Source organism: Rheinheimera tilapiae, assembly GCF_042432165.1.
Taxonomy (GTDB): Bacteria; Pseudomonadota; Gammaproteobacteria; order Enterobacterales; family Alteromonadaceae; genus Pararheinheimera; species Pararheinheimera tilapiae.
The window spans coordinates 733,946-756,010 of the sequence record NZ_JBHLXP010000003.1; the positions used below are offsets into that span (position 1 = coordinate 733,946).

A 22,065-nucleotide genomic window follows, 5' to 3' on the forward strand; every position below is an offset into this window, starting at 1 on the left:
CTGGTCGACGTCTGTGCCTTTGATGATGGCGACGTAGTAGCTCAGCAGCTGCAGCGGGATGGTGTAGATGATTGGTGCGATCAGTGGGTGCACGTGTGGCACGTTGACGACACGCTGCGTGGCGTCTGACTTAAAGTGTGCGTCAGCATCGGCGAACACATACAAAATACCGCCACGGGCACGCACTTCTTCAACGTTGGACTGCAGTTTTTCCAACAGTTCGTTGTTCGGTGCGACCACGATGATTGGCATTTGTGCGTCAATCAGTGCCAGTGGGCCGTGCTTCAGTTCACCGGCAGCATAAGCTTCAGCGTGGATGTATGAAATCTCTTTGAGTTTCAGTGCACCTTCCATCGCGATTGGATATTGGTCGCCGCGGCCTAAGAACAACGAATTGTGCTTGTCAGCAAACTCTTCTGCCAGCTTTTCAATGCTGCCAGCCAGTTCCAGCGTTTGTTCTAACTTGACTGGTAATGAGCGCAGCGCTGCAACCATTTCTTGTTGCTGTGCAGCGGTTAAACCATTGTATTTACCAATCGCCAGCGTCAGCATCGCCAGGCCAACTAACTGAGTCGTAAAGGCTTTTGTAGACGCCACGCCAATTTCTGCACCGGCACGGGTCATAAAGGCTAAATCAGATTCGCGCACCAACGAAGAACCGGCCACGTTACAGATAGTTAAACTGCCAACATAACCTGCTTCTTTGGCCAGACGCAGCGCCGCTAAGGTGTCGGCTGTTTCGCCAGATTGAGAAATACTGACTAACAAGCTGTTTGGCTGCACAAAAGATTTGCGGTAACGGAATTCAGAAGCGATTTCGACGTTACAGGAAATGCCACCTAACGATTCCAGCCAATAACGCGCCACCATGCCAGAGTGGTAAGAAGTACCACAGGCAACGATTTGCACGTGTTTTACTTTCTTAAACAACTCAGCCGCGCCGTTACCAAAGGTTTCATCCAGCACCGATTCATTGCTTAAGCGGCCTTCCAGCGTGTTGTTGATGGCATGCGGCTGCTCGTAGATTTCTTTTAGCATAAAATGGCGGTATTGGCCTTTGTCACCGGCGTCATATGTTGCGCTCGATTCAGTGACAGCGCGTTCTACTTTTTCACCATTTTTGTCATAGACCGCGACGCTGAAACGGGTAATTTCCGCCACGTCGCCTTCTTCTAAAAACATAAACCGACGAGTAACAGGCAATAAAGCCAGCTGGTCAGAAGCGATAAAGTTCTCACCGATCCCTAAACCAATCACCAGCGGGCTGCCTGAGCGCGCGACCACTAAATGCGATGGGTCGGTTTTATCCATTAACACAGTGCCATAAGCACCGTTAAATTGTTTTACCGATTTTTGTACCGCCGCCAATAACGAACCAGCGGTTTTGAATTCTTCTTCCACTAAGTGCGCAATGACTTCAGTGTCAGTGTCAGAATTAAACACATAGCCTTTGCTTTTCAGCATTTCGCGCAGCGGGCCATGGTTTTCGATGATGCCGTTGTGCACCACAGAGATTTTGTCGGAAACGTGTGGGTGCGCGTTACGCTCAGAAGGTTCACCGTGGGTGGCCCAGCGCGTATGCGCGATACCGGTGCCGCCAACCGTCGGGTTTAACTTCACTGCGTCGGACAGCTCTTTCACTTTGCCTAAACGGCGGATGCGCTGCAGCTCACCGGTTGGGCTCACGACGGCAACGCCGGCTGAGTCATAACCCCGGTATTCCAGACGACGTAAACCTTCGACCAGAATGTCGACGACGTCACGTTGCGCTACTGCGCCTACTATTCCACACATATTTACTCCGATGTCGTTTGTTCAGTTGAAACAGGGGCACAGATCACCCGGACGCCCTGCTGTTCTATTTGCCTTTTTGCCGTGTCGGGTAACTTGTCGTCTGTTACCAGGATTTTTATCGACGTCCACGGTAGTTCGAGATTATGAATTTTGCGGCCGATCTTATCCGATTCCACCATCACGACCACTTCACGCGCCACTTCCGCCATCACCCGGCTTAAGCTGGTCAGTTCATTAAAGGTCGTGGTGCCGCGTTGTAAATCGATGCCATCGGCACCAATAAACAGCTGGTCAAAATCGTAGGCCCTCAGCACCTGTTCCGCCAGCTGGCCCTGAAAAGACTCAGACTGTGCGTCCCAGCTGCCGCCGGTCATTAATAACTTGGGTTCGTGTTCGAGTTCACGCAGGCTATTGGCGATGTACAGCGAATTAGTCATCACCACCAGGCCTTGTTTGGCCGACAGCTCCGGTAGCAAGGCGGCGGTGGTGCTGCCACTGTCGAGAATAATCCGGTAATGGTCTTTAATCAGCGCAGCTGCTGCTTTTGCCAGCGCCTGTTTGCGGGCAGAAATGGTTGAAGGGCCCGCTTCACTGATCAGCTCATGCGGCAACTGCACGGCACCGCCGTAGCGGCGTAACAACAAGCCATTGTCTTCGAGCGCAGTTAAATCTTTGCGGATAGTCACTTCTGATGTTTCAAACCGCAGTGCCAAATCATCGACACTGACTTCGCCCTGTTCGGCCAGCAAATCGAGGATACTGCGGCGTCTTTGTTGGGTATTGCGTTTATTCATCAGTGTGAGTGCGCTTAAATTTCGTTTTAAGTTTCGATTCGAAAGATATTCTATCCATTCGAAATATTATTGCAAGCTTTTCGCCTTGCAGGCGCTAATCTGGCCGGCGCAGCATTGGCAGCAAGATGCGGTAGCTCAGACCCTGACCGGCTTCACTGCGCGCCTGAATACTGCCGTGCAGTTCGACCGTCACCAGATTGTAAATAATGTGGCTACCCAGCCCACTGTAGCCCTGATGACGCTTGGTCGTAAAGAAGGGTTCAAACAATCTTGGTAACAGCTCTGCAGGCATGCCCTGACCGTTGTCCTGGTATTGAATCAAAATCTGGGATCCCTGCTGGCTGAGCTGTAACCGCACTTGCCGGTCAGACTGCTGTGGTAAAAACGCATGCTGCAGTGAATTCATCAGCAGATGTTCCAGTAACCGCGCCAGGATGCCGGCGTCTGCCACCAACACCAGTCCCGGTTGTGGCTGGTAATCGACGGTACATAAGGCTTTTTTCAACTCTGGTTCCAGCGCCATCAGCACTTCAGCAAAATAGCTGCTGAGTTCCAGCTCACGCACACTGATCGCCGCACGGTCGACCGCAACCTGTTTAAAACTCTGCACTAGTGCTGCAACGCGTTGCGTATTATTCACCAGCATCTGGCAGGTAGCGGTGGCCCCTTCCAGATAGTCGTTAAACGCCTGTACTGTCAGTCGCTTGTCCTGCTGCAGCTGGTTAATCTGCGTCAATTCATGTTGCAAATGGCTGGCTGCGGTGACGCAGATGCCAAGCGGTGTGTTGATTTCATGTGCCACACCAGCCACCAGACCGCCCAACGACGCCATTTTTTCCTGCATCACCAGTTGTTCGCGGGTTTGTTGCAGCCGGTGCACGACATTGGCATTGGCGACCGCAATGGCAATGGTGCTGCATAAGGTGCGCAGCAAATCGGTTTGCTCATTTAAAAACGCATATTGTTGCGGGCTTTGTACGGTCAGACAGCCTATTTGTTCGCCTTTGACACTGAGTGGGAAATACAACACCGACTGCATCGCTGCCCCGACCAGCGGCGTCGGCAGCTCAGGCAGATACAATAAAAAATCTTGCCGCGTACGCGTCTGGACCTCGCGTTGCTGGGCAAAACAGACGGCTGCCAGGTTGGACTGCCCCTGCAACATCAGCTCAAACGGCGGCATCAACTGACCATTCTCCACCCAATGGCCGAATTCCAGCACCTGTTGCTCATCTTTGTACACGCCGATCGCCAGCACATGCACATCCATCAGGTCATTCAGACTTCGGTGCACCAGCAACAATATTTCCTGCAAATCCAAAGACGCGGTAATTTGCCGCGCCACCGTTTGCAGTAATGATAAATCGCGATATGAGTTACTGAGCGCCTGATGCTGACTTTTCAGTTCGCTGGTGCGCTGGTCTACGACTTTCTCCAGCCACATCCGCGTTTTGCGCTCGTGCCGCAGCCGGTATTGCATCACAAACCAGATCAGACTCAATGTCAGTAGTACCATCAGACCTTTAAACCACCAGGTCAGCCACCAGGGCGGCAGAATGTCGATGTTGATCTGATTGGCAGATTGGTCGGCCCAGCTCTGGCCCGGCGAACGCGCCATCACTTCAAATTGGTAACGACCCGGCGCCAGCCGTGTATAGGTGGCCACCGGATTAACCGCATCGGTTTCGATCCAGTCCCGATCAAAACCAAGCAACCGGTAGCGGTATTGCATCGACAACGGATCGACAAAATTCAGTGCCGAAAAATGCAGACTGAACATGTCCTGCTCGTAACGTAGCTGAATTTGCTCGGCAAATCCCGGCGCCCTTTGTAGCATCGTATCAGGACTCCCAACCTGCACCTTACGGTTAAACAGGCTAAATCCGGTTAACCGTACCGGCAAAGCAGTATCTGGCTCCAGCAGTTTTTTGGTTGGGTAAATATCCAGTCCCTGACTACCACCGCGATATTGCCGCTGCTGCGGGTCAATAAACCAGGACCCAATCCAGGTTGTACTTTGAAAGCCATGCATCTCGCCGAATTGCACCAGACCACCCGGTAGCAGTTTATTGCGATACAACATTAAAAACTGCGGCGCTGCTTCCAGGTATTTGTCATGGTCGGCCGGACTCAGATACGCCTTAAAACCTTCAACGCGGTCGGCCTGCTGCGACTGATATAACACGCGGTGGTTAATATTGCCGGCGCGGATCCACAGGTGGCCACCTTCCGGATAAATCAGCTGAATGCCATCAAACCTCAGACCAGAACCGTCAGAAGCCTGCCAGCTCTGCAGCTGGCCGGTATTTTTGTGCAGCCGGACCAGCCCTTGATCCGCCAGGCCAATCCAGAGGAAATCCTGTGCATCGCTGGCCAGAATAGAAACCACGGCATTATTGAGCGCAACGCCGGGTCTGACTGTCTGCTGAAAATGCCGGACCTGCCCCTGCTCCAGCAAAAACAAGCCTTCACCCCGGCTGCCAATCCACAACCGATCAGCGCTGTCCAGATGCAGGTTACCGATATGCGGCTGCGGCCCGTCGCGTAACGACTGCAACTGCCACTGCCGGGTCGCTGGCTGAAAGCTGAACAAACCGGCATCGGTACCGATATAGACCAGACCGTTCTTAGCCTGCACCACTTGCCGCGCCAATGTCGGTTGTTTACTCAGTCCCGGCAACACCGGCAGTGGCCAGCGTTGCACCACATAACGTTGCAGATCAAGTTCAGCCAAACCGGCATCACGATTGGCCAGCCAGATTTGCTGATCAGAGAAATACCAGATGCCAAAGACATCGCCATGTGCCAGCAACTTGTTGTCACCCGGGCCAAGCGGAATGTTGCGCACCTGCTGCGCCTGCGCCGACAAACCAAACACACCCACCGGGGTTTTCAGCCACAGTGTGTGTTGTTGATCAAACAACATACCGGTCAGGTTGTTACTCGGTAACTGATAACTCACCAGCGGATTGGCTTTAAACAACTGCCAGCGGTCACTGCCGGCAGGTGCGTACCACAGCCCTTTGTCATAACTACTGACCCAGCGCCCGCCGGTCCGGTCAAAACCGATATCGGTCAATAAGCCATGTTGCAGCAAAGCTGGCTGATTGCGCTCGGGTCGTAAAATGCCGCTGGCGCTATCGAACTGATACAAACCGCCGCCGTAGCTGGTCAGCCAGATCTGGCCTTGTGCATCGGCGGCAATTGCTGTCACTGCGGCTGTAGTTAATGCGGAACTATGCACACTCAGCAGTTGTTTGTGGCCTTGCTGCGGATGCCAGCGGATCGCACCGCCTTGCAACACACTGCGGTTACGCAGTGGCGCATTGCCGGTGCCAATCCATAAATAGCCGCTGCTGTCGCGAAACAACGCATTGATATACAAGCTATCCAGTTCATTTAACGGCAACGGCAGCGCCACAGTTTCCAAACGGGCATTGTCTGGATCCCAGCGTAATAAACCACCGCCATAGGTACCGACCCATAACTCGCCGGTAGGGTCCTGATACACCACTGAAGTTTCAACTTGTTGTTGCTCGCCGGGTAATGTCGGTAACGGCACCCGGTTGAATTGTTCCGTCGCCGGATTAAAACGATTCAGCCCGCCATAACGAGTGCCAATCCACAGGATCCCCTGCCGGTCGACCAATAGACTGGATACCCAATCTGCTGACATCGTGTTGGTTTTGGCCGGATCGGCCTGATAAGCTTTGATTTGCTGGCCGTCAAACCGATACAACCCATGTTGTGTACCGACCCACAAAAAGCCTTGTTGGTCCTGCGCCAGCGCTGTCGCTTGGGCAAGTTTTGGTGAAACCCGGGTTAGATTCAGAAAACGGCTATACACCTCTGAATGCTCAATGCTGATACTGCCAGTGGTCGGTGCCGCGGCCAATCGCAGTGAAACGCTGCATAACAATATGATCAGGCAGTAAATCCGCCAGTTCAGCATCAGTATCTATCCGGATTAAAAGCAACTTTGACCAGTATTGTTGCTTTTTCCTGCGTGTGCAATCAAAGATGCACCTGACGATGCCTGCGCGCCCCATCCTCACGTGTTGAGCTAGCGCGCAGTCACATTCGGATCGTCGCTACAAACAGCAGCATCAACAGGATCCAACCTGTTACCAACACCAGACTGCGCAGATCCAACCGGCGAAACAACCACCAGTCTAGCCCGCCCAGTAACAACGCAGGCCAAATCACCCATAAACTTAATCCCAGCATTTTGCCCGCTCCTGTGGCTAAATCCTGCGATCAAAATAATTTAAATGAGAATTATTTGCAATTAGAAAAAAGACCAGTTAAGGTATGCAACGTCAGGATGACACACCGATTCTTGCCCGGTGCATGGAGGGATCCACTCCACGGTAGTCCCAGTCTCTGATTGGGTGTTTGCTGTTCTGCAGTGACTTTGCGGGGGACGTTTGCGCCGTCCCCCGTTTTTTTATTCGCTGGTTTTGGTTTCACTTTGCTGCAATAACAACGTCAACAATTGCGCTGTCAGTTCAAATTCTGTTTGCTGACGCTCATCCAGACTTTTGCCGGCGGCGTCGGCATATAACAAGCCAAATAAGCGTTTATCCACGCGCACAGACGCGACAAAACAATCGCCGTCATAAGGCAGAAACTGTTGCAAGGCTCCCAGCGCCGGCGCGCATTGTTGCTTTTTATGCCAACACATCTGGTCTTGCCGCAGCAAGTCGTACAACACTTCGCCTTTGTGCAATTGTTCCAGCGAAATAGCGGCCTGATTGCGCCATAGCTGAGTGTCCCGGCCGGCAACATAACTAGGCGCAAAACTTTTACTCTGATAATCCATCAGTAGCAGCGCTACACGCGGCAAGCCGACGCCTTCCTGCAGACAAATCACGGTGGCATGCAGCAGCCGCGACAAGCTGTCGTTGACCCTTTGTAATTTCAGTAGAGTATTTAGCTGGGTACTGAATTCATAACCGGTACGTGCCGGCTCTTCACTTTGCGCCAGAATTTGCGCCCGGTTTGGTAATAAAGGTACCAGGCTTTCGGCGTTGTATTGATTAGCTGTCAGCGCAGCTTCTTCGGCCATCAGCAACACTTGCTGCTGACTTTCTTCCAGCGTCAGCTGGCAGATCTGCGCCACCTGCGCGCAATTTTCCAGCATTTTGGCACTTTGCAGGCCAGCACTGAGATGTACGCTGATACTGTCGGCCAGATTAACCAATGCCCCCACAGAACCGGTAGGCACACTTTGTTGCACTGCCTCGAGGATGAAGTCACCGAGTTTCCATTCTTTCACCAGTTCCCGGCTCAGATGGTCGATACCAACTCCCAAAAACTTCATTGCAATGGCATGTTCATCGTCAGGATATTCCCGGCATTCGCGAACAAAATTCTCTGCCACCGGTTCGCGTGTGGCCAGCAAGGCCAATTTACCGATATGCCGCAGCAATGCGGCAATAAAGACTAATTCACGCTTCGACGCATCGGCCCGCGGTACCAGCGCACGAGCCTGCACAGCGGCATGAAATGACTGACTGAGTTGTTGCAGTAACAATTGGCGCGGCTTGCCTTGTAAAAAGCTGTCGATCAGGCTGCTGGCCAAAGTGATGTTTTTGATTTCGAGAAAACCGACCTGGATAATGGCGCGGGATACGGTCTGGATCGGCTTGCCCGATCTGTTGTAATGCACGGCATTGGCGACCCGTAACACTTTGGTAGTCAGGCCGGCATCACGCAGCACAATCTTCGCCAGGTCGTCGGCATTGCCTTCGTTGCGTTCGTCCAGCTGACAAATTTGCTGCACCACCAAATCCAATGCCGGCATTTGCTGGTTCAGGATCAATTTCAGCCAGGCTTGCAGCCCTCTGGTTTCACTCATCGCGAACGCCTCTTCTTACGCCGATACTGCAAATATTTCAGTGTAGTTGGTCATAGCGTCCACTAGGTATCGCACCAGACGGATACAACGAAGACAGCAGTTAGTGAATATGTTTGTCTTGCACCAGCACCCAGGGCGATACCACCACGGCCCATAATTCGGCGCTATGCTGATGCCAGTGACTGGCACGGGCATCTTCGACGCGCTGGACCTGACCTGCTTGTAACCAGCCCCCCACCAGCGCTTTGTCATCAATGGCAAAAGCATACGCGACTTCGACTAAATCAAGGCCGGCGACCACTTCAATCACCGCGCCCGCAGCATAAAACTTCTGCAATTCATGCCAATGGATCCGTGCCGTTTCGCCGGTAATTTTGGCCTTGAGGACGGCGGGTTCAGTTTCAAAATTGTCGTGCATCTTTCTGTCTCACCATGTGATTAGTTATCGCTGCGTTATTCAGGATCGTCGCCTTGCTCAGAGACCTGCGCAGCACTTAACTCATGTTTTTTCAGTAACTTGTGGAAATCAGTCCGGTTGCGGCCGGCCAATTCTGCCGCACGGGTGACATTGCCTTCAGCCATCTTTAACACCCGCACCAGATATTGCCGTTCAAACTGATCCCGCGCTTCGCTCAGCGTTGGCCAGAAACTGCGGTTTTGTTCCAGCGCCTGGCTGACCAGCGCCAGACTGACCACCGGATTGCTGGTTAGCGCTACGCATTGTTCCACCACGTTCACCAGCTGACGCACGTTGCCCGGCCACTGTGCAGTGACCAGCGCCTGCATCGCATCTTCGGAAAAACGGTTGACCTGCACGCCATGACGCTCTGCGCTTTGCTGTAATACGTGGCGTGCCAGCAAAGGAATATCTTCGGCCCGCTCACGCAAAGTCGGCAATTGCAGATTCACCACATTGAGCCGGTAATACAAATCTTCGCGGAAGCTTTGCTCCTGCATCGCCTGCTTTAAATCGCGGTGCGTGGCAGAAATCACCCGCACATCAATCGGAATAGACTTGGCACTGCCGACCGGCCGGATCTGGCGCTCTTGCAAAGCTCGCAGTAATTTCACCTGCAGCGGCAATGGCATATCGCCAATTTCGTCAAGGAACAGTGTGCCGCCGTCGGCTTCACGAAATAAGCCGGCATGTTCGGTCACGGCACCGGTAAAGGCGCCTTTGGCGTGACCAAATAATTCAGATTCCAACAAATGTTCTGGCAATGCGCCGCAGTTAATCGCAACAAAATTGCGCCGCGCCCGTGGACTAGCCTGATGGATCGCGTTCGCCAGCAACTCTTTACCAGTACCGCTAGCGCCGGTGATCAGTACGCTGACATCCCGTTGCGCTACCCGATAGGCCTGATCCAGCACCTGTTCCATCGTTTTGCTGCGTGTGACAATGGCCTGGCGCCAACTGTCTTTGCTTGGCACATGAGATTGATTCACCGCTTTTTGCAGAATATCGCGCAGCTCGACGTTATTCAGTGGCTTGGTCAGAAAACCAAACACACCACGCTGTGTTGCGGCGACCGCTTCCGGAATGGAACCGTGCGCCGTCATCAACACCACAGGTAAACCCGGACTGCGTTTGGCAATTTCATCAAACAGAGCCATGCCGTCGAGGCCCGGCATGCGCAGATCGCTGAGCACCACATCAACCGGATGTTTTGCCAGTAACGTCAGTGCGGTTTCGGCGCAGTCGGCGGAAGTGACCTGATAACCTTCACCTTCAAGGCGCAAGGTCATCAATCGCAATAGACTCGGGTCATCATCGACCAGTAATAAACGGGCATTGTTTCCTGTGTTGGTGCCTGTCACGTTAACCTCCGCCTGACTGGTTCAGCTTGGCTTCGATTTGGGTCAAGGCCTCAATTTTCTTCAGTAAATCCGCGTTTTGTTTTTGCAGCTTATCCAGATTGTCTTGCTGTTGACCATTCAACCGGCCGAGTGCCTTGACCGCAGATTCTGACTCCAGCAGTTTCTGGTTAAAAACATAATCCCAGCGCAGTAATGCTGCGAGTCCAGCCGGCAACCGGCTCAGCTGTTCACTGAGCTGAGTTTGCGCCCGAAACCGCACTGCATAAGGGGTGTCGGGATGAATGCGTAACAGCAGGCTCTGTAACTCGCCTACCGGCGTTTTTTCCAGGGTTTTCGCTACCGCGTCGCGCTGCGCACTGTTCATTTGCAACACATCGCCGCGATAACTTTGCCAGGCACTCAGTGTCGCTGAGTCATCTAACAACGCCAGCTGCGGCTTTACCGGTGCTGGTTGTTCTTTTGGCAGTTCCACTACTTTTTCCGGCGCCGGTTTTGGTTTTAAGATCACCGGCAATGGCGCCGGCACACCCTGACAACCAGCCAGTAGCAGACTCACCCCAAACAGGGTCCACTTCTTCATACTTATTCCTCAACCATAGGCAGGCGGACACGAATACAGACGTCGGCATAATTCACATCGACAATCTCAGCCATGCCCCCCAATAATCGCGCGCAATCGGACACAATCGACAACCCCAAACCAGACCCCTGCACCGCGTCAAAACGTGGTGCTTTACCGCGCTGAAATGGTTCAAATAGCTTGGCTCTGAGCTCTGCCGGGATTGGCGTTCCGTTATTCGCCACATCCAATAACATAAATTTTTCGTGCGGCCGCAAGATCACCCACACCGGGCTCCCCTCGCCACCATAGGCCTGCGCGTTATTAATCAGATTATCCAGAATACGCCGAAATAACATCGCGTCGGTATAAATCCGCGGCAGCTGACAGTCCAGCTGGATAAACTGCTGTCGTTGTTGCAGCGACAGAGCATGATCGGCGAAACAACTGTCTAATAATTGCGTACTGTCATGCCAGCTAAATTCAGGTTTTGCTTGCTGTAACAAACGGTTGTAATCAAGCAATTGTTCCGTCAGCTGACTCAACCGGTCCGCACTGCCATTGAGCAGTGTCACCACTTCCATCTGCTGTGCGTTTAGCGGACCAACCAGCTGTTCACTCAGTAAAGCACAGCCTTCTCTGATACTGGATAACGGTGTTTTCAGTTCATGTGAGGCATGACGCAGCAAAATAAGCCGCAACGCTTCCAGCTGCTGTAACCGCGAAGCCAGCCAGCGCAGCTGCTCGCCAAGCTCGGTCAGCTCGCGTGGCCCGACGACTTGTTCATGCGGAAAATGATGACTGGCCTGACCGATAGAGCGGATCATCGTATCCAGTTGTTTGATTGGTGAGGCGATCCGCGCTTGCGCCCACAGCACTAACAACAGGGTCAGCACCACCAGCGTAACGGACTGCCAGGCCAACTGATTTTGCGCATCCACGACAAAGTTTTGCTGCGTTTGCAGCCGTTGCTCCAGCCGCTGCCAGATCTGCTCTGTCAGCTGCTGCTGTTGTTGCCTGAGCGTCAGCAAGGTCGGTGATAATTCTTCATTACTGGCATGCAGAAAATTCTGCAATAACGTAGTGACTTGCGCGGCCTGGGCCTGACACAGCAATGGCGCGTCCAGATCCAGACAAACCTGCTGCAGCATTTGCTGATAATTCATTAAATGTGTGGTTGCCAGCCGGCTTAAAGAATCGGTGCGTAAAATACCGAACTGGCGCACCGCCCGTTCGATATCAATCACCAGGTTCTGCATATTCTCGGCACGTTTCACGCTGTCGACCGAAGACTCCGCCTCTGCCACAGCAAATCGACTGACATCCGACAAAGCGCTGTTACTCTGCCATAGCAATACGGCCAGCGGGATCAACGCCAGGAAAAAGCTTAATAAAATAAATTGCCGCAATGAGGCCGGCTGGATAGGACTTCGCATGCCGAAGGCTCCGCATCAATCAGGCGCAACAGGCGCCGGTTTGGGACTCTGGCGCCTATCATAGCGGATTTGTGTACGACAACTCACGGTCAATTCTGTAGTTTTGCCGGTACAACCTGCCAACGGCTTATTTTAACTGCAGTTCAGCGGCAAATTGCTGTAATGACAGCTGTTGTTGCGGGCTGTTTGCCCTGACTGGCTGGCCTGGAGTTTCCGCCCATTGCAGCTGCAACAAACTGGCATCCGGTTGGGCCGGCAGCACCAGCATAAAATCACCCTCGTCCCGCACGACAAACTGGTGACCTTGTGCCGAACCAGGCAGCATTGGCACCCGAATGATGCGTGGATCATCCATCGACACTTGCTGCAGCACTTTGCCATCGGCATTTTTCAGGCTGACGGTCACGGCGCCGGCTTGGCTGAGTTGTGTGGTCCGGCGCTGCCCATCTGGGATCTGCACCCGCTGAATTTGCTGAATTTCGCTGCCATTGGCATCAAAAGCGACTTTGACGACCCAGAACTCGGCTGCGCTTAAAGGTGCAGCAACGCAGAGACAGAGGCCCAGCACACTGACGAACTTATTGGATTTGAACATTCCATTGAACCTCTTTGCTGACCAGCGCTGGCGCTTTGATTAAACCGCTGATATCGGTGATCACGGCGGTTATCTGATAGTTCTGTTGTTGGTCCTGACAGCAGCTGATGTCGGTTTTGTTCTCAAACTGCGGCATGGCCTGACCATTTAAATACCACTGCACTTTTTGCTGCGCGCTGCCAACCGACAGCGTAAACGAAAACTGCTGATTCTGCCCACGCGCCTGCTCGACTTGTTGCTGTTGCGGTTGACGGCTGTGATACATACCGATGTTCTGGTAAAGCTGATTGACCCAGGCTTCACCGTTCACTTCGCCAATCGGCTGACCCAGCGCCAACATAAAACTGTTGTCTTTGGGCCGGTAAAACCCTTTGCTGCTGTAATAACCGCCTTCAAACAAACCAACACCGGTCTGGCCGGGTTGGGTTGGCACTTTAGCCGGATCGCTGAACCAGTGACGCCATTTCACCTGAGTTAAATCAGTTAGTTGCGTGATATTGGCATAGCAGTTTTCGCAATAGCCCGGTAAATACAAATGCGCAGTGGCGTCGTCGACGTACTCATCGGCGAGACGGGCAAAGGTATGCCCCAGTTCATGGATAGCAACGTCCACAGCGCTGTCATGCAGTGTATAAGTTGAAAGCCGGCCGCCAGCGCCACCATATTTTGTGCTGTTGCCAACCACCAGTACAAAATCAAACTGCGGATAGTGCTGCAAAACGTAGCTGAAAACTTTGCTGTCATTGACACAATACAGCCGGTCTATACCAGCACAGCCAAAGTTGCCGTCAAATAGCGTATCAACACTGGTATTTGTCGACGGATCGTCAGCACCGCTTTGCACAGAGACCGCATCAAGTACATGCAGACTCCAGCCTTCGCGATGCGTGCCGATTTCTTTGCTGGTGAAAAAAATCTGGCTGAATTTAACGGCGGCTTCTCGCAGTTTTTGTTGCTCAGCGGCGGTGAACCCGTCCCCAACAATGACCAGATTCAACCTGTTACTTTGCACCGGCCCGACTAAGGTACGCCCCATGTTATTGCCATTTGGGATCGCGACCAGAACCTTTTGTTTGAATTGCGTCGTGGCACCTTGTGAGTCCGTTGCCTGCAGGAGTAACTCGGTGTCAAGTGCCGTGGTGCGCGCAAGCACCTGTAATGCTGCGCCTGTCGCAGTAGTATTCAGCCGGAATAACTCTGGTTGCGTATTACTCAGTACTACAGCATCTCCATCGACATCTTCGATGCTGTACTGCAGTGGGTAACTACGTCCTGCATCCAAAGGTGTAGGAAGTGCTGTCACCGTTAATGTTGGGGCATCATTGACCGGCGCCAGCGTGATCTCCGCCTGAAATGGCACTGCAGCACCTTTGGCATCAGAGACCTGTATTTGTAGCGCGATTTTGCCGTGGAAATTTGCTGTCGGTTTCAGACTGATGGCACCGGCGGGACTGACAGTGACACCAGAATTGGCTGGCGTTGCAGTTTGTAAAGTGAATATCAGCGGATCTTGGTCCGCATCAGTCGCCTTGAGCTGAAAATTTGCAGCCACATCTTCCTGGCCGGAAAACTGCTGCAGCAGAGCCACTGGCAGATCATTGACGTTTTGGATACTAAGCCGGGCAGTGGCGGCAACCGGCGTATTTTTACCGTCGCTGACGCTGAATGAAAAACTGGCTTCACCGGCAAAATCAGCGGTCGGCTGGTACGAGAAACGGCCATCAGTTTGCAGCGTCACCAGACCTTGCGCCTGACTCTGGCTGGTGAGCTGATAGCTCAACGCGTCATTGTCAGCATCGCTGGCACTGAGCTGCGCCTGCAGACTGCTGTCTTCATTCAGTTGGAAGGTATTTGTCCCCGGTACAGGCGCAACGTTTTGTGGTGTGGGTTGTGGAGTTGGTGCGCTGTCAGCTCCGCCACCGCCACAAGCTGCCAGAATGTTCAGACTTAACAGGCAAAATCCAAATTGCCAGCACGAACGGAACGAAGATCGTTGCATGCAAAACCCTCCTTGGCTGTTTCCAAATTGTTATCAGAACAGCCTATCACAGTTTATTGTCGTCCGAAGACAGGTCTGAGTAGTTCGTGCTCTGTGTTGCTAAGTTTATGTCAGACCTGGCGGGAGCAAACTGCGGACGAAAAAAAACCGGTCAGTTGACCGGTTTTTTCTAAAAGCGTTGGCGCTTATGCGTTTGCTGCCACACCAGCTGTACGTGCTTTACGCACTTTCGCTGCCTGACGGTTGTATGCGTCTGTGAATTGCGCCTTTTCCAGTTTACGTACGGCTTCACCGTTAACGTCGATTTTGCGCAGATAAGTTACAAACACAAAGGCATTAACCACGAAGAAAGCTGCTGCTGCGATTAAAAATGTGTCCATCTTACACCTCATTACATCACCGGATTCTGACCGGTTTTAAGACTGTGATTACCGTTGGTTTCAGGTAAAAAACGGAAGTGGAACTCGCTGTATCACTTGCGTTATTTACCTGCTTGATAATCTATATGCAGACGGCGTGCCAACTTAAAATTAATTATGCATCCAATTGTTTTTAAACGATTTTATTAAAATCAATCACGTAGGATCGCAATAGTAGCTCAGTGGGGATCTGAGGATCTGTTGCTAATTAGCGACAGCAAAAAGCAGCCAAATATTTTTACTATATAATTCAATAAGTTATAGTGTATCTTTTTTGCGACAGTTTTATCGATACAAGCAAATTAATCGTTATTTTCTTTTACTTCAATAACTTAACACTTCACTACATTGCTCGGAAAATACACATTCTGGCATGAACTACTGGTTTCGACTGAACTCGACTGCTGTGGTGCAGCTAGCGAGAAAGCACAAAAGCGCCGGATGGCGCTTTTGTGCTGTGTGAAAAAGCAGGTTTAATTGATAAAACCGTATTTGCGTGACACCACATCAAAGTAATTCAGACACTGCTTGGCATATTCGCGTTTTTCCACATAGCTGCCCGGGAAAAAGCTCTTTTTAAAGCCATATGCCACCATGTCTTTGAGGCGTTTCAACGGGATATCAAAATTATCGACGGCCAACTGATACTCGCGGCTAACCGTGGTATTCGACACCAGCCGGTTGTCGGTGCAAATCACTGTGGCAATGCGGTTTTCCAGCATATCTTTGAACTTATGTTGTTTGATATCGGTGATCGCTGGATTGGTTTGTAGGTTTGACGTCAGGCAGACTTCAATCGCAATGCGTTTATCGGCAATATATGACGCCAACTCTTTGATATATTTTTGTTTATCTAAGATCGCCGGATCTATGATCATTTCCGGAATAAACATGGAATATCCGTGACCTATCCGATCGGCATAACATTCAGTAATAGCTTCAAACACCGATTCTGCGCCATAAGCTTCACCGGCATGCAAAGTTTTCAGCAAGAAATGCTGGTGGGCATATTCATACACTTCTTTGAAATTGTGCGCCGGAAAACCAGACTCCTGTCCGGCCAAATCCAGTGCAACTATCGGAATACCCGCTTCGTCACGTAAACGCACACTGGCACGAACCAGTTCCATCGCCGCCAGTTTGATTACCTGCATCGGCTCAAAATCACGCATCAGCTGAAACAGGTTGGTGTAATAAGGCGAGAAACCTTTACCGCTGAACATCCGCATCGCGCAATTGATAATGCCGTAAGCAAAAGGCGGTCTGTGGCCGTGTTGCACTTGATCATGCGCGTTGTATTCATGCATAGCCCGTTTCAGCCCATTATTGACCGTATGCATGATGCGGTCGAAATCTATCCCGATGGCCGGATCCATCAATAACTGCGGCGCAAACCGGACTTCGATGTAATTAACGCCTTCGGCCTGGTTATCCAGTGCCAGTTCATAGGCCGCTTGCTCCAGATTTTCCAGATCCCGCAACACACCGCAGGTGTATTGGAATCCATGCAGGTATTCACCCAGATTGTTGTAACGATCTTTAAACACCAGCTCTTTCATCCCTTCTACCGTATTCGATGGCAGGATCAGTTTGCTGCGCTGCGCCATATCAATCAGCGACTCCAGACGTAAACTGCCATCCAGATGCAGATGTAAATCAGACTTTGGCATTTCTTTAATAAAATCAGCGGAATAAAAAGGCATGACTGTTCCCGGAGCTAAAAATACGACTGGTTCTCATTATAATAGTTTGAACTGAGGACTTCGCAGAAACAATGAAAAAAGTAGTAACACGGCATAGCCGCAGCTGATGCATCGACCTTTTCCGTTGGCCCTACGACAAGACCGCACTAGATCTGCTTTGCGTGAGTCTGTTTAGTCACCAGGCTTTTGCGCTCAGCGCGGGCCAGAATAATACTGAGGTTTAATATGAAGCTAAGTAACTAATATTTCTGATAAAGTTGGAACTAGTCGCGATCATGCAGGATTTTTTGACAAATGCAGACTTTCTAGCCCAATATTGACTGTTAAGTTCAAAATGACACTTTGAGCATGCTTGTGCGGCGTGTGAAAATTGCTGAGTCAAAAGGATTTTATGCGTCGTAAGGCTGCCTATACCATCAGCATTTTGATATCAGCGATAATGGCTACGGTCAAACCGCTCGCTGCTGATTTGACAGTGGTCTATCCGCAAGTCAAAGCGCCCTACAATGAAATTTTTGAGCAAATCATCCGCGGTATTGAACATCAACAACAAGATGGACTGCAACTCTATCCGCTTGATGGCAAATCACCTTTAGCAAACACTGCAAAAGAATTGTCGCGGGATCCGACCAATCTGGTCATTGCCTTGGGTAAAAGTGGCTACCAAGTCGCACAACAAATTCAACAAACGAATAGTGTTGTCGTCAGTGCTCTGCCGTTACAACCTGCCGGGATCGCTGGCATCAGCTTGTTGACCGATCCGAAAGTTTTGTTCACCTCGTTAAAAATGCTCGCTCCAGCCATTAAAAAAGTCCATGTGGTGTACTCCGATTCCAGTCGCTGGCTGATCCAAATCGCTGTGGCACAAGCCGCTGCTTTTGGCATTGAAGTTATCGCAGAAGAAGTGAAAGACCTGAAAGATGCGGTCAAAACCTATCAGGACCTATTACAAAATATCGATCCGGCCAGCAACGCAGTTTGGTTACCATTCGATGCAATCACCGCGAATGAGCAAGTTATTTTGCCCCAAGTGCTTGAATTAGCATGGGAACGCAACATCGTCTTGTTTTCTAGTAAACCAGAACACGCCAAGCGCGGTGCTCTTTTCTCAACTTTTCCCGATCATTTTGAGTTAGGCCGTGAACTGGTCATCTTGGTGCAACAACTGCAGCAAGGAACAGCTGCAGCAACAGTAGTTCCGCTGCAACAGGTGCAGCTGGCGGTAAATCTGCGCACCGCAGCGCATCTTGGCATGGAGTATAAACAGGAAGTTTTACGACAAATTCCGATTACATTCAGATGACCATTAAGTAGACCATGACACAAACTGTTAAACCCACCCTCAAGCGTCAATTACTGCGCCTGCTGCTGCCAAGCATGCTGGTGTTGGTTGGCACGCTTGGTGTGTTATTTGTGTTGCTGACTTCACGCTTTTCCAATCAGCAGATGCTGTCGAATACTGAACAACTGGCGCGTTCTTTTGCCGAGCAATCGGTATTGGCATTGTTAACCGGCAGTACAGTGAATGCCGAGCCAGTACTGCAACAAATGAAAACATTTCCTGACTTTGTTGGAGCGGGCCTTTGGAGCAAAGAAAACCAATTGCTGGTGTGGCATGGTGACACGCAGACGGCTGAGACTTTCAAGCGTCTACTGGCAGAGCCTGCCACTGATGAGATACGGATTTGGGAACTTGATCAGCACGTATTCCTGGCCGCCGCTGTTAAAGTGCAAGCAAATGACGAACATGCAGAGGCTGAGCTATCACTGGATGCCCCTTCGAGTTTACCATTGGGCTATGCCTTGCTGGTATTCAGCAAGGCGCGCTTGCAACAGCAAATCGGCAATAGCCTGTTGATTAGCCTCGGAGCGGTAGCTCTGGCTGCCATGATTATTTTATGGTTTATCAGCAATTGGGTGCAAAAAACTACTTTGCCACTCATACAGTTATCAGAACGGATGCAAAGTGATGATTTTTTACGCCAGGCCAGCTCTCCGGTCAGCGGCGGTAGCTCTGAGATCCAGCATATAAGCCAGGCCTATCAGCAGATGGCGGCAGCAATTATTGAACGTGATGATGCACTACGACTACATCAGCAAAAACTTGAGACGCTGGTCGATATCCGGACCCGTGAGCTCACCACTGCGCGGGATGCTGCATTGACCGCCAGTCGGCACAAATCTGAATTCCTGGCCAATATTACCCATGAACTGCGCACGCCACTGCAATCGGTTATTGGCTATATTGATTTAGTCAACGAACAGCTTGAATTCACCGACTACGCAGACCTGACTGACGACCTGAATAGGGCGCAACGTAATGCAGAAAACTTATTAAAGATGATCAATGGCTTGCTGGATTTTTCCAAAATTGAAGCAGGTAAAATGGAACTACACCTTAGGCGGGTGCGTGTGTCGCAAGTGATCCAGCAGTGCGTCGATCTGATCAAACCTTTGCTTCAGAGCAATCAGTTGCAGCTGGACATCAGCAACAAAGAGTTGGAATTGTGGACTGATGGGGAAAAACTCCTGCAAGTATTAGTAAACTTGATGAGTAACGCCTGCAAATACACCCAATCGGGGATTATTACTTTACGCGTGCACGAAGAGGGCAATCACTGCGAGTTCAGTATTGCCGACACCGGCTGCGGTATAGATCCGCAGCAGCTTGAACAAATTTTTATGCCCTTTTATCAAGTTGATGGCAGCCAGAGCCGGCGCAGCGGTGGCACAGGTCTGGGATTAGCCATCACCAGGCAATTTGTTGAATTGATGGGCGGCTCAGTCACTGCATTGAGTCAATTGCAGCAGGGTTCCGTTTTCATCGTACGAGTTCCGATATCAAAAACAGAACTCTATATAAATCAATAGATTCTGGACAAATAAATCGATTCACGTCGATACTCAGTTCTGCAGCGCAAGTGGGTTCGGCTTAAAGGAAGCATTTCATGAAGCTTAATTTGTTCGTTCGCGCAATGATTTGGATGGCGGGTAGTTCAGCTTTTGCGGCCACGGCAGTCAACCAGGATATGGCACAAAACGAGCTGGATGATTTTTATGGTGAGATCGACGTAGTCAGCATTGCCACGGGCACGAAGAAGCGTATCGACAAAGCCCCTGCCGTGACGACATTGATCACCGCCGATGATATTGCCCGAATGGGCGCCAGCCATCTCGATGAAGTGCTCGAAATGGTACCAGGTCTGCATATTTCGCCTTCGACCATCAGCCGGTTAGATTCCGTCTATTCGATTCGGGGCATTCAAACTGGTTTTAATCCGCAAGTTTTAGTGCTACTGAACGGCACTGAGTTTAAAAACAGTTTCTCTGGTGGTTTACCTTATACATTCCGCTTTCCTGCCAATGTGATTGAACGGGTTGAAGTGATCCGCGGCCCCGGCACCGCTGTTTATGGTGCTGATGCCTTCTCTGGCGTGATCAATATCGTTACCAAAAACCTAGCTGAAACTGCCACCAATGCTGGGATGCGGGTCGGCAGCTTTGACAGCCGTGATATCTGGCTGCAGACAGGTGGGGAATGGCAAGATATTGAATTAGGCTTTGCCCTCGAACATCAGCAGTCAGATGGCGATCCGGATCGCGTGGCAAAGTCGGATCAACAAACGGTATTTGACCGGATATTCCGTACCGCGGTGTCGAAAGCGCCCGGAACTTTGGCGACCCGCTACGATATTATTGATGCCCATACCAGTGCCAAATTGCATAATTGGAAATGGGAACAATGGTGGTGGCAGCAGCGTGATGGTGGTTTAGGCCCCGGCGGCGCGCAAGCCCTAGACTCCGCCGGTTATCAAAAATTCCGCGACTATCGTAGTAAACTCACGCATTCGCAGGATCTCAGCAGTCATTTAACCTGGACCAATGACCTGTCCTATATGGACGCCCGCAGCGAAACCTACTTTGTCCTGTTCCCTGCCGGTGCCAAATTACCTATTGGGGCTGATGGCAATATCAATTTCGCCAAACCCAATGGCCTCGTGACTTTCACCGATGGTTACATCGGTAGTCCGCACGGCAATCACAAAGACAGTCGCTTTAATAGCATCTTGAATTACAAAGCGGTGAAAGATCATGAAGTACGCTTTGAACTTGGCTGGTTTGAGCAAAAACTGACACCACGTGAATATAAGAATTTTGGGCCTGGTGTCATTGATGGCAAAACCCCAATTGTCGGCGGGACCTTAACAGATTTGACCGGTAGCGATTACATCTATGTGAAGCCAGTCAGTCGCACCAACCGCCACCTGAGTGTGCAGGACATCTGGCAGGTAGCCTCAGATTGGGAACTCACTTATGGTGTGCGTTATGATCATTTCTCTGACTTTGGCTCAACGGTAAACCCACGCGCCGCAGTGGTATGGAATACAGCACATAATTTAACAACCAAGCTTTTATATGGCAGTGCGTTCAGAGCGCCTTCTTTTAATGAATTGTTCCTGCAAAACAATCCAACTGCGCTGGGCAATCCGGCGCTGGATCCGGAAACCATTGATACGACGGAACTGGTGTTTGATTATCAACTGAACTTTGACAATCACTTAGTCCTCAACATGTATCGCTTCAAAGCCAAAGATTTAATTGATAAAGCGCCAGTCCCGGGCACTTCGTTTTTGCAAACCGCCAACGTGTTTGATTTAGATGGCAAAGGTGCAGAATTTGAATGGACCTATCGACCAGCGGCACTGTGGCGCGTCGACTTCAACTTTGCCGTTCAAAACACTGTCAATGCAGCGACAGATCAAAGAGTCGCCAATGCCCCCGGCAAATCGGCATCTTTGCGCCTTTATTATGATGTAAACAGCGACTGGCAAGTGTCAGGCTGGGCACACTGGATTGCTGACCGGCGCAGAGCCACAACCGACACGCGGGTGCCACTGGCTGACTATCAACTGTGGAACTTGTCCCTCAATTACCAACCGAGTGACAGTCCATGGCGGGTGAAAACCACAGTGCGGAATCTGTTCGATAAAATGATATACGAGCCAAGCGGCACCGCTATCAGCAACGATTTCCTGATGGAAGGCCGTAGTCTGCACCTTCAGGTTAGCTATAACTGGCAACTCTGAG

Annotated in this window: 16 protein-coding genes; 3 read left to right on the forward strand and 13 right to left on the reverse strand. The window is 51.0% G+C overall.

The window, feature by feature from the left end; genetic code table 11:
- The 13 genes from glmS to ACFFJP_RS14220 all read right to left on the reverse strand — a co-directional run.
- Positions 1–1,794: glutamine--fructose-6-phosphate transaminase (isomerizing) (gene glmS, locus ACFFJP_RS14160; protein ID WP_377245258.1), on the reverse strand; the 1,794-nt coding region annotated here is incomplete at its 3' end.
- Positions 1,795–1,796: 2 nt separating this feature from the next.
- Complete coding sequence (locus ACFFJP_RS14165; RefSeq protein ID WP_377245261.1) at positions 1,797–2,588, reverse strand: DeoR/GlpR family DNA-binding transcription regulator; 792 nt, start codon at positions 2,586–2,588, stop codon at positions 1,797–1,799.
- Positions 2,589–2,682: 94 nt separating this feature from the next.
- Positions 2,683–6,540, reverse strand: a complete 3,858-nt coding sequence (locus tag ACFFJP_RS14170) for a two-component regulator propeller domain-containing protein (protein WP_377245264.1) — start codon at positions 6,538–6,540, stop codon at positions 2,683–2,685.
- A gap of 122 nt (positions 6,541–6,662) precedes the next feature.
- A complete protein-coding gene (locus ACFFJP_RS14175) occupies positions 6,663–6,815 on the reverse strand; it encodes a hypothetical protein (RefSeq protein ID WP_377245267.1) in 153 nt (50 codons plus the stop codon).
- Between the two features lie 220 nt (positions 6,816–7,035).
- Positions 7,036–8,448: an HDOD domain-containing protein gene (locus ACFFJP_RS14180; protein ID WP_377245270.1), complete on the reverse strand. Its 1,413-nt coding sequence runs from the start codon at positions 8,446–8,448 to the stop codon at positions 7,036–7,038.
- A 100-nt stretch (positions 8,449–8,548) separates the two neighbouring features.
- Entirely contained in the window at positions 8,549–8,866 is a 318-nt protein-coding gene (locus ACFFJP_RS14185; protein WP_377245273.1) for a DUF2288 domain-containing protein, read from the reverse strand.
- 35 nt (positions 8,867–8,901) lie between these two features.
- Positions 8,902–10,266, reverse strand: a complete 1,365-nt coding sequence (locus ACFFJP_RS14190) for a sigma 54-interacting transcriptional regulator (protein ID WP_377245276.1) — start codon at positions 10,264–10,266, stop codon at positions 8,902–8,904.
- Position 10,267: 1 nt separating this feature from the next.
- Positions 10,268–10,846 carry a hypothetical protein gene (locus ACFFJP_RS14195; protein WP_377245279.1) on the reverse strand — a complete coding sequence of 193 codons (579 nt, stop codon included), beginning with the start codon at positions 10,844–10,846 and terminating at the stop codon, positions 10,268–10,270.
- A gap of 2 nt (positions 10,847–10,848) precedes the next feature.
- Complete coding sequence (locus tag ACFFJP_RS14200; RefSeq protein WP_377245282.1) at positions 10,849–12,261, reverse strand: sensor histidine kinase; 1,413 nt, start codon at positions 12,259–12,261, stop codon at positions 10,849–10,851.
- Positions 12,262–12,388: 127 nt separating this feature from the next.
- Positions 12,389–12,856 (reverse strand): hypothetical protein, encoded by a 468-nt coding sequence (locus tag ACFFJP_RS14205; RefSeq protein ID WP_377245285.1) that lies wholly within the window; start codon positions 12,854–12,856, stop codon positions 12,389–12,391.
- Positions 12,840–14,855 carry a M64 family metallopeptidase gene (locus tag ACFFJP_RS14210; protein ID WP_377245288.1) on the reverse strand — a complete coding sequence of 672 codons (2,016 nt, stop codon included), beginning with the start codon at positions 14,853–14,855 and terminating at the stop codon, positions 12,840–12,842. The genes ACFFJP_RS14205 and ACFFJP_RS14210 overlap by 17 nt, the downstream gene beginning before the upstream one ends.
- 185 nt (positions 14,856–15,040) lie before the next feature.
- Positions 15,041–15,235, reverse strand: a complete 195-nt coding sequence (locus ACFFJP_RS14215) for a hypothetical protein (RefSeq protein WP_377245291.1) — start codon at positions 15,233–15,235, stop codon at positions 15,041–15,043.
- 512 nt (positions 15,236–15,747) lie between these two features.
- Positions 15,748–16,977 (reverse strand): adenosine deaminase family protein, encoded by a 1,230-nt coding sequence (locus tag ACFFJP_RS14220; protein WP_377245294.1) that lies wholly within the window; start codon positions 16,975–16,977, stop codon positions 15,748–15,750.
- Positions 16,978–17,368: 391 nt separating this feature from the next.
- Between ACFFJP_RS14220 and ACFFJP_RS14225 the strand changes: the two genes are divergently transcribed.
- The 3 genes from ACFFJP_RS14225 (at position 17,369) to ACFFJP_RS14235 (ending at position 22,064) form a co-directional block, all read left to right on the forward strand.
- Positions 17,369–18,280, forward strand: a complete 912-nt coding sequence (locus ACFFJP_RS14225) for an ABC transporter substrate binding protein (protein ID WP_377245297.1) — start codon at positions 17,369–17,371, stop codon at positions 18,278–18,280.
- Positions 18,281–18,294: 14 nt separating this feature from the next.
- Positions 18,295–19,848, forward strand: coding sequence for a sensor histidine kinase (locus ACFFJP_RS14230; protein WP_377245300.1), 1,554 nt, complete (start codon positions 18,295–18,297; stop codon positions 19,846–19,848).
- Positions 19,849–19,925: 77 nt separating this feature from the next.
- Entirely contained in the window at positions 19,926–22,064 is a 2,139-nt protein-coding gene (locus ACFFJP_RS14235; protein ID WP_377245303.1) for a TonB-dependent receptor plug domain-containing protein, read from the forward strand.
- Position 22,065: the final 1 nt, after the last annotated feature.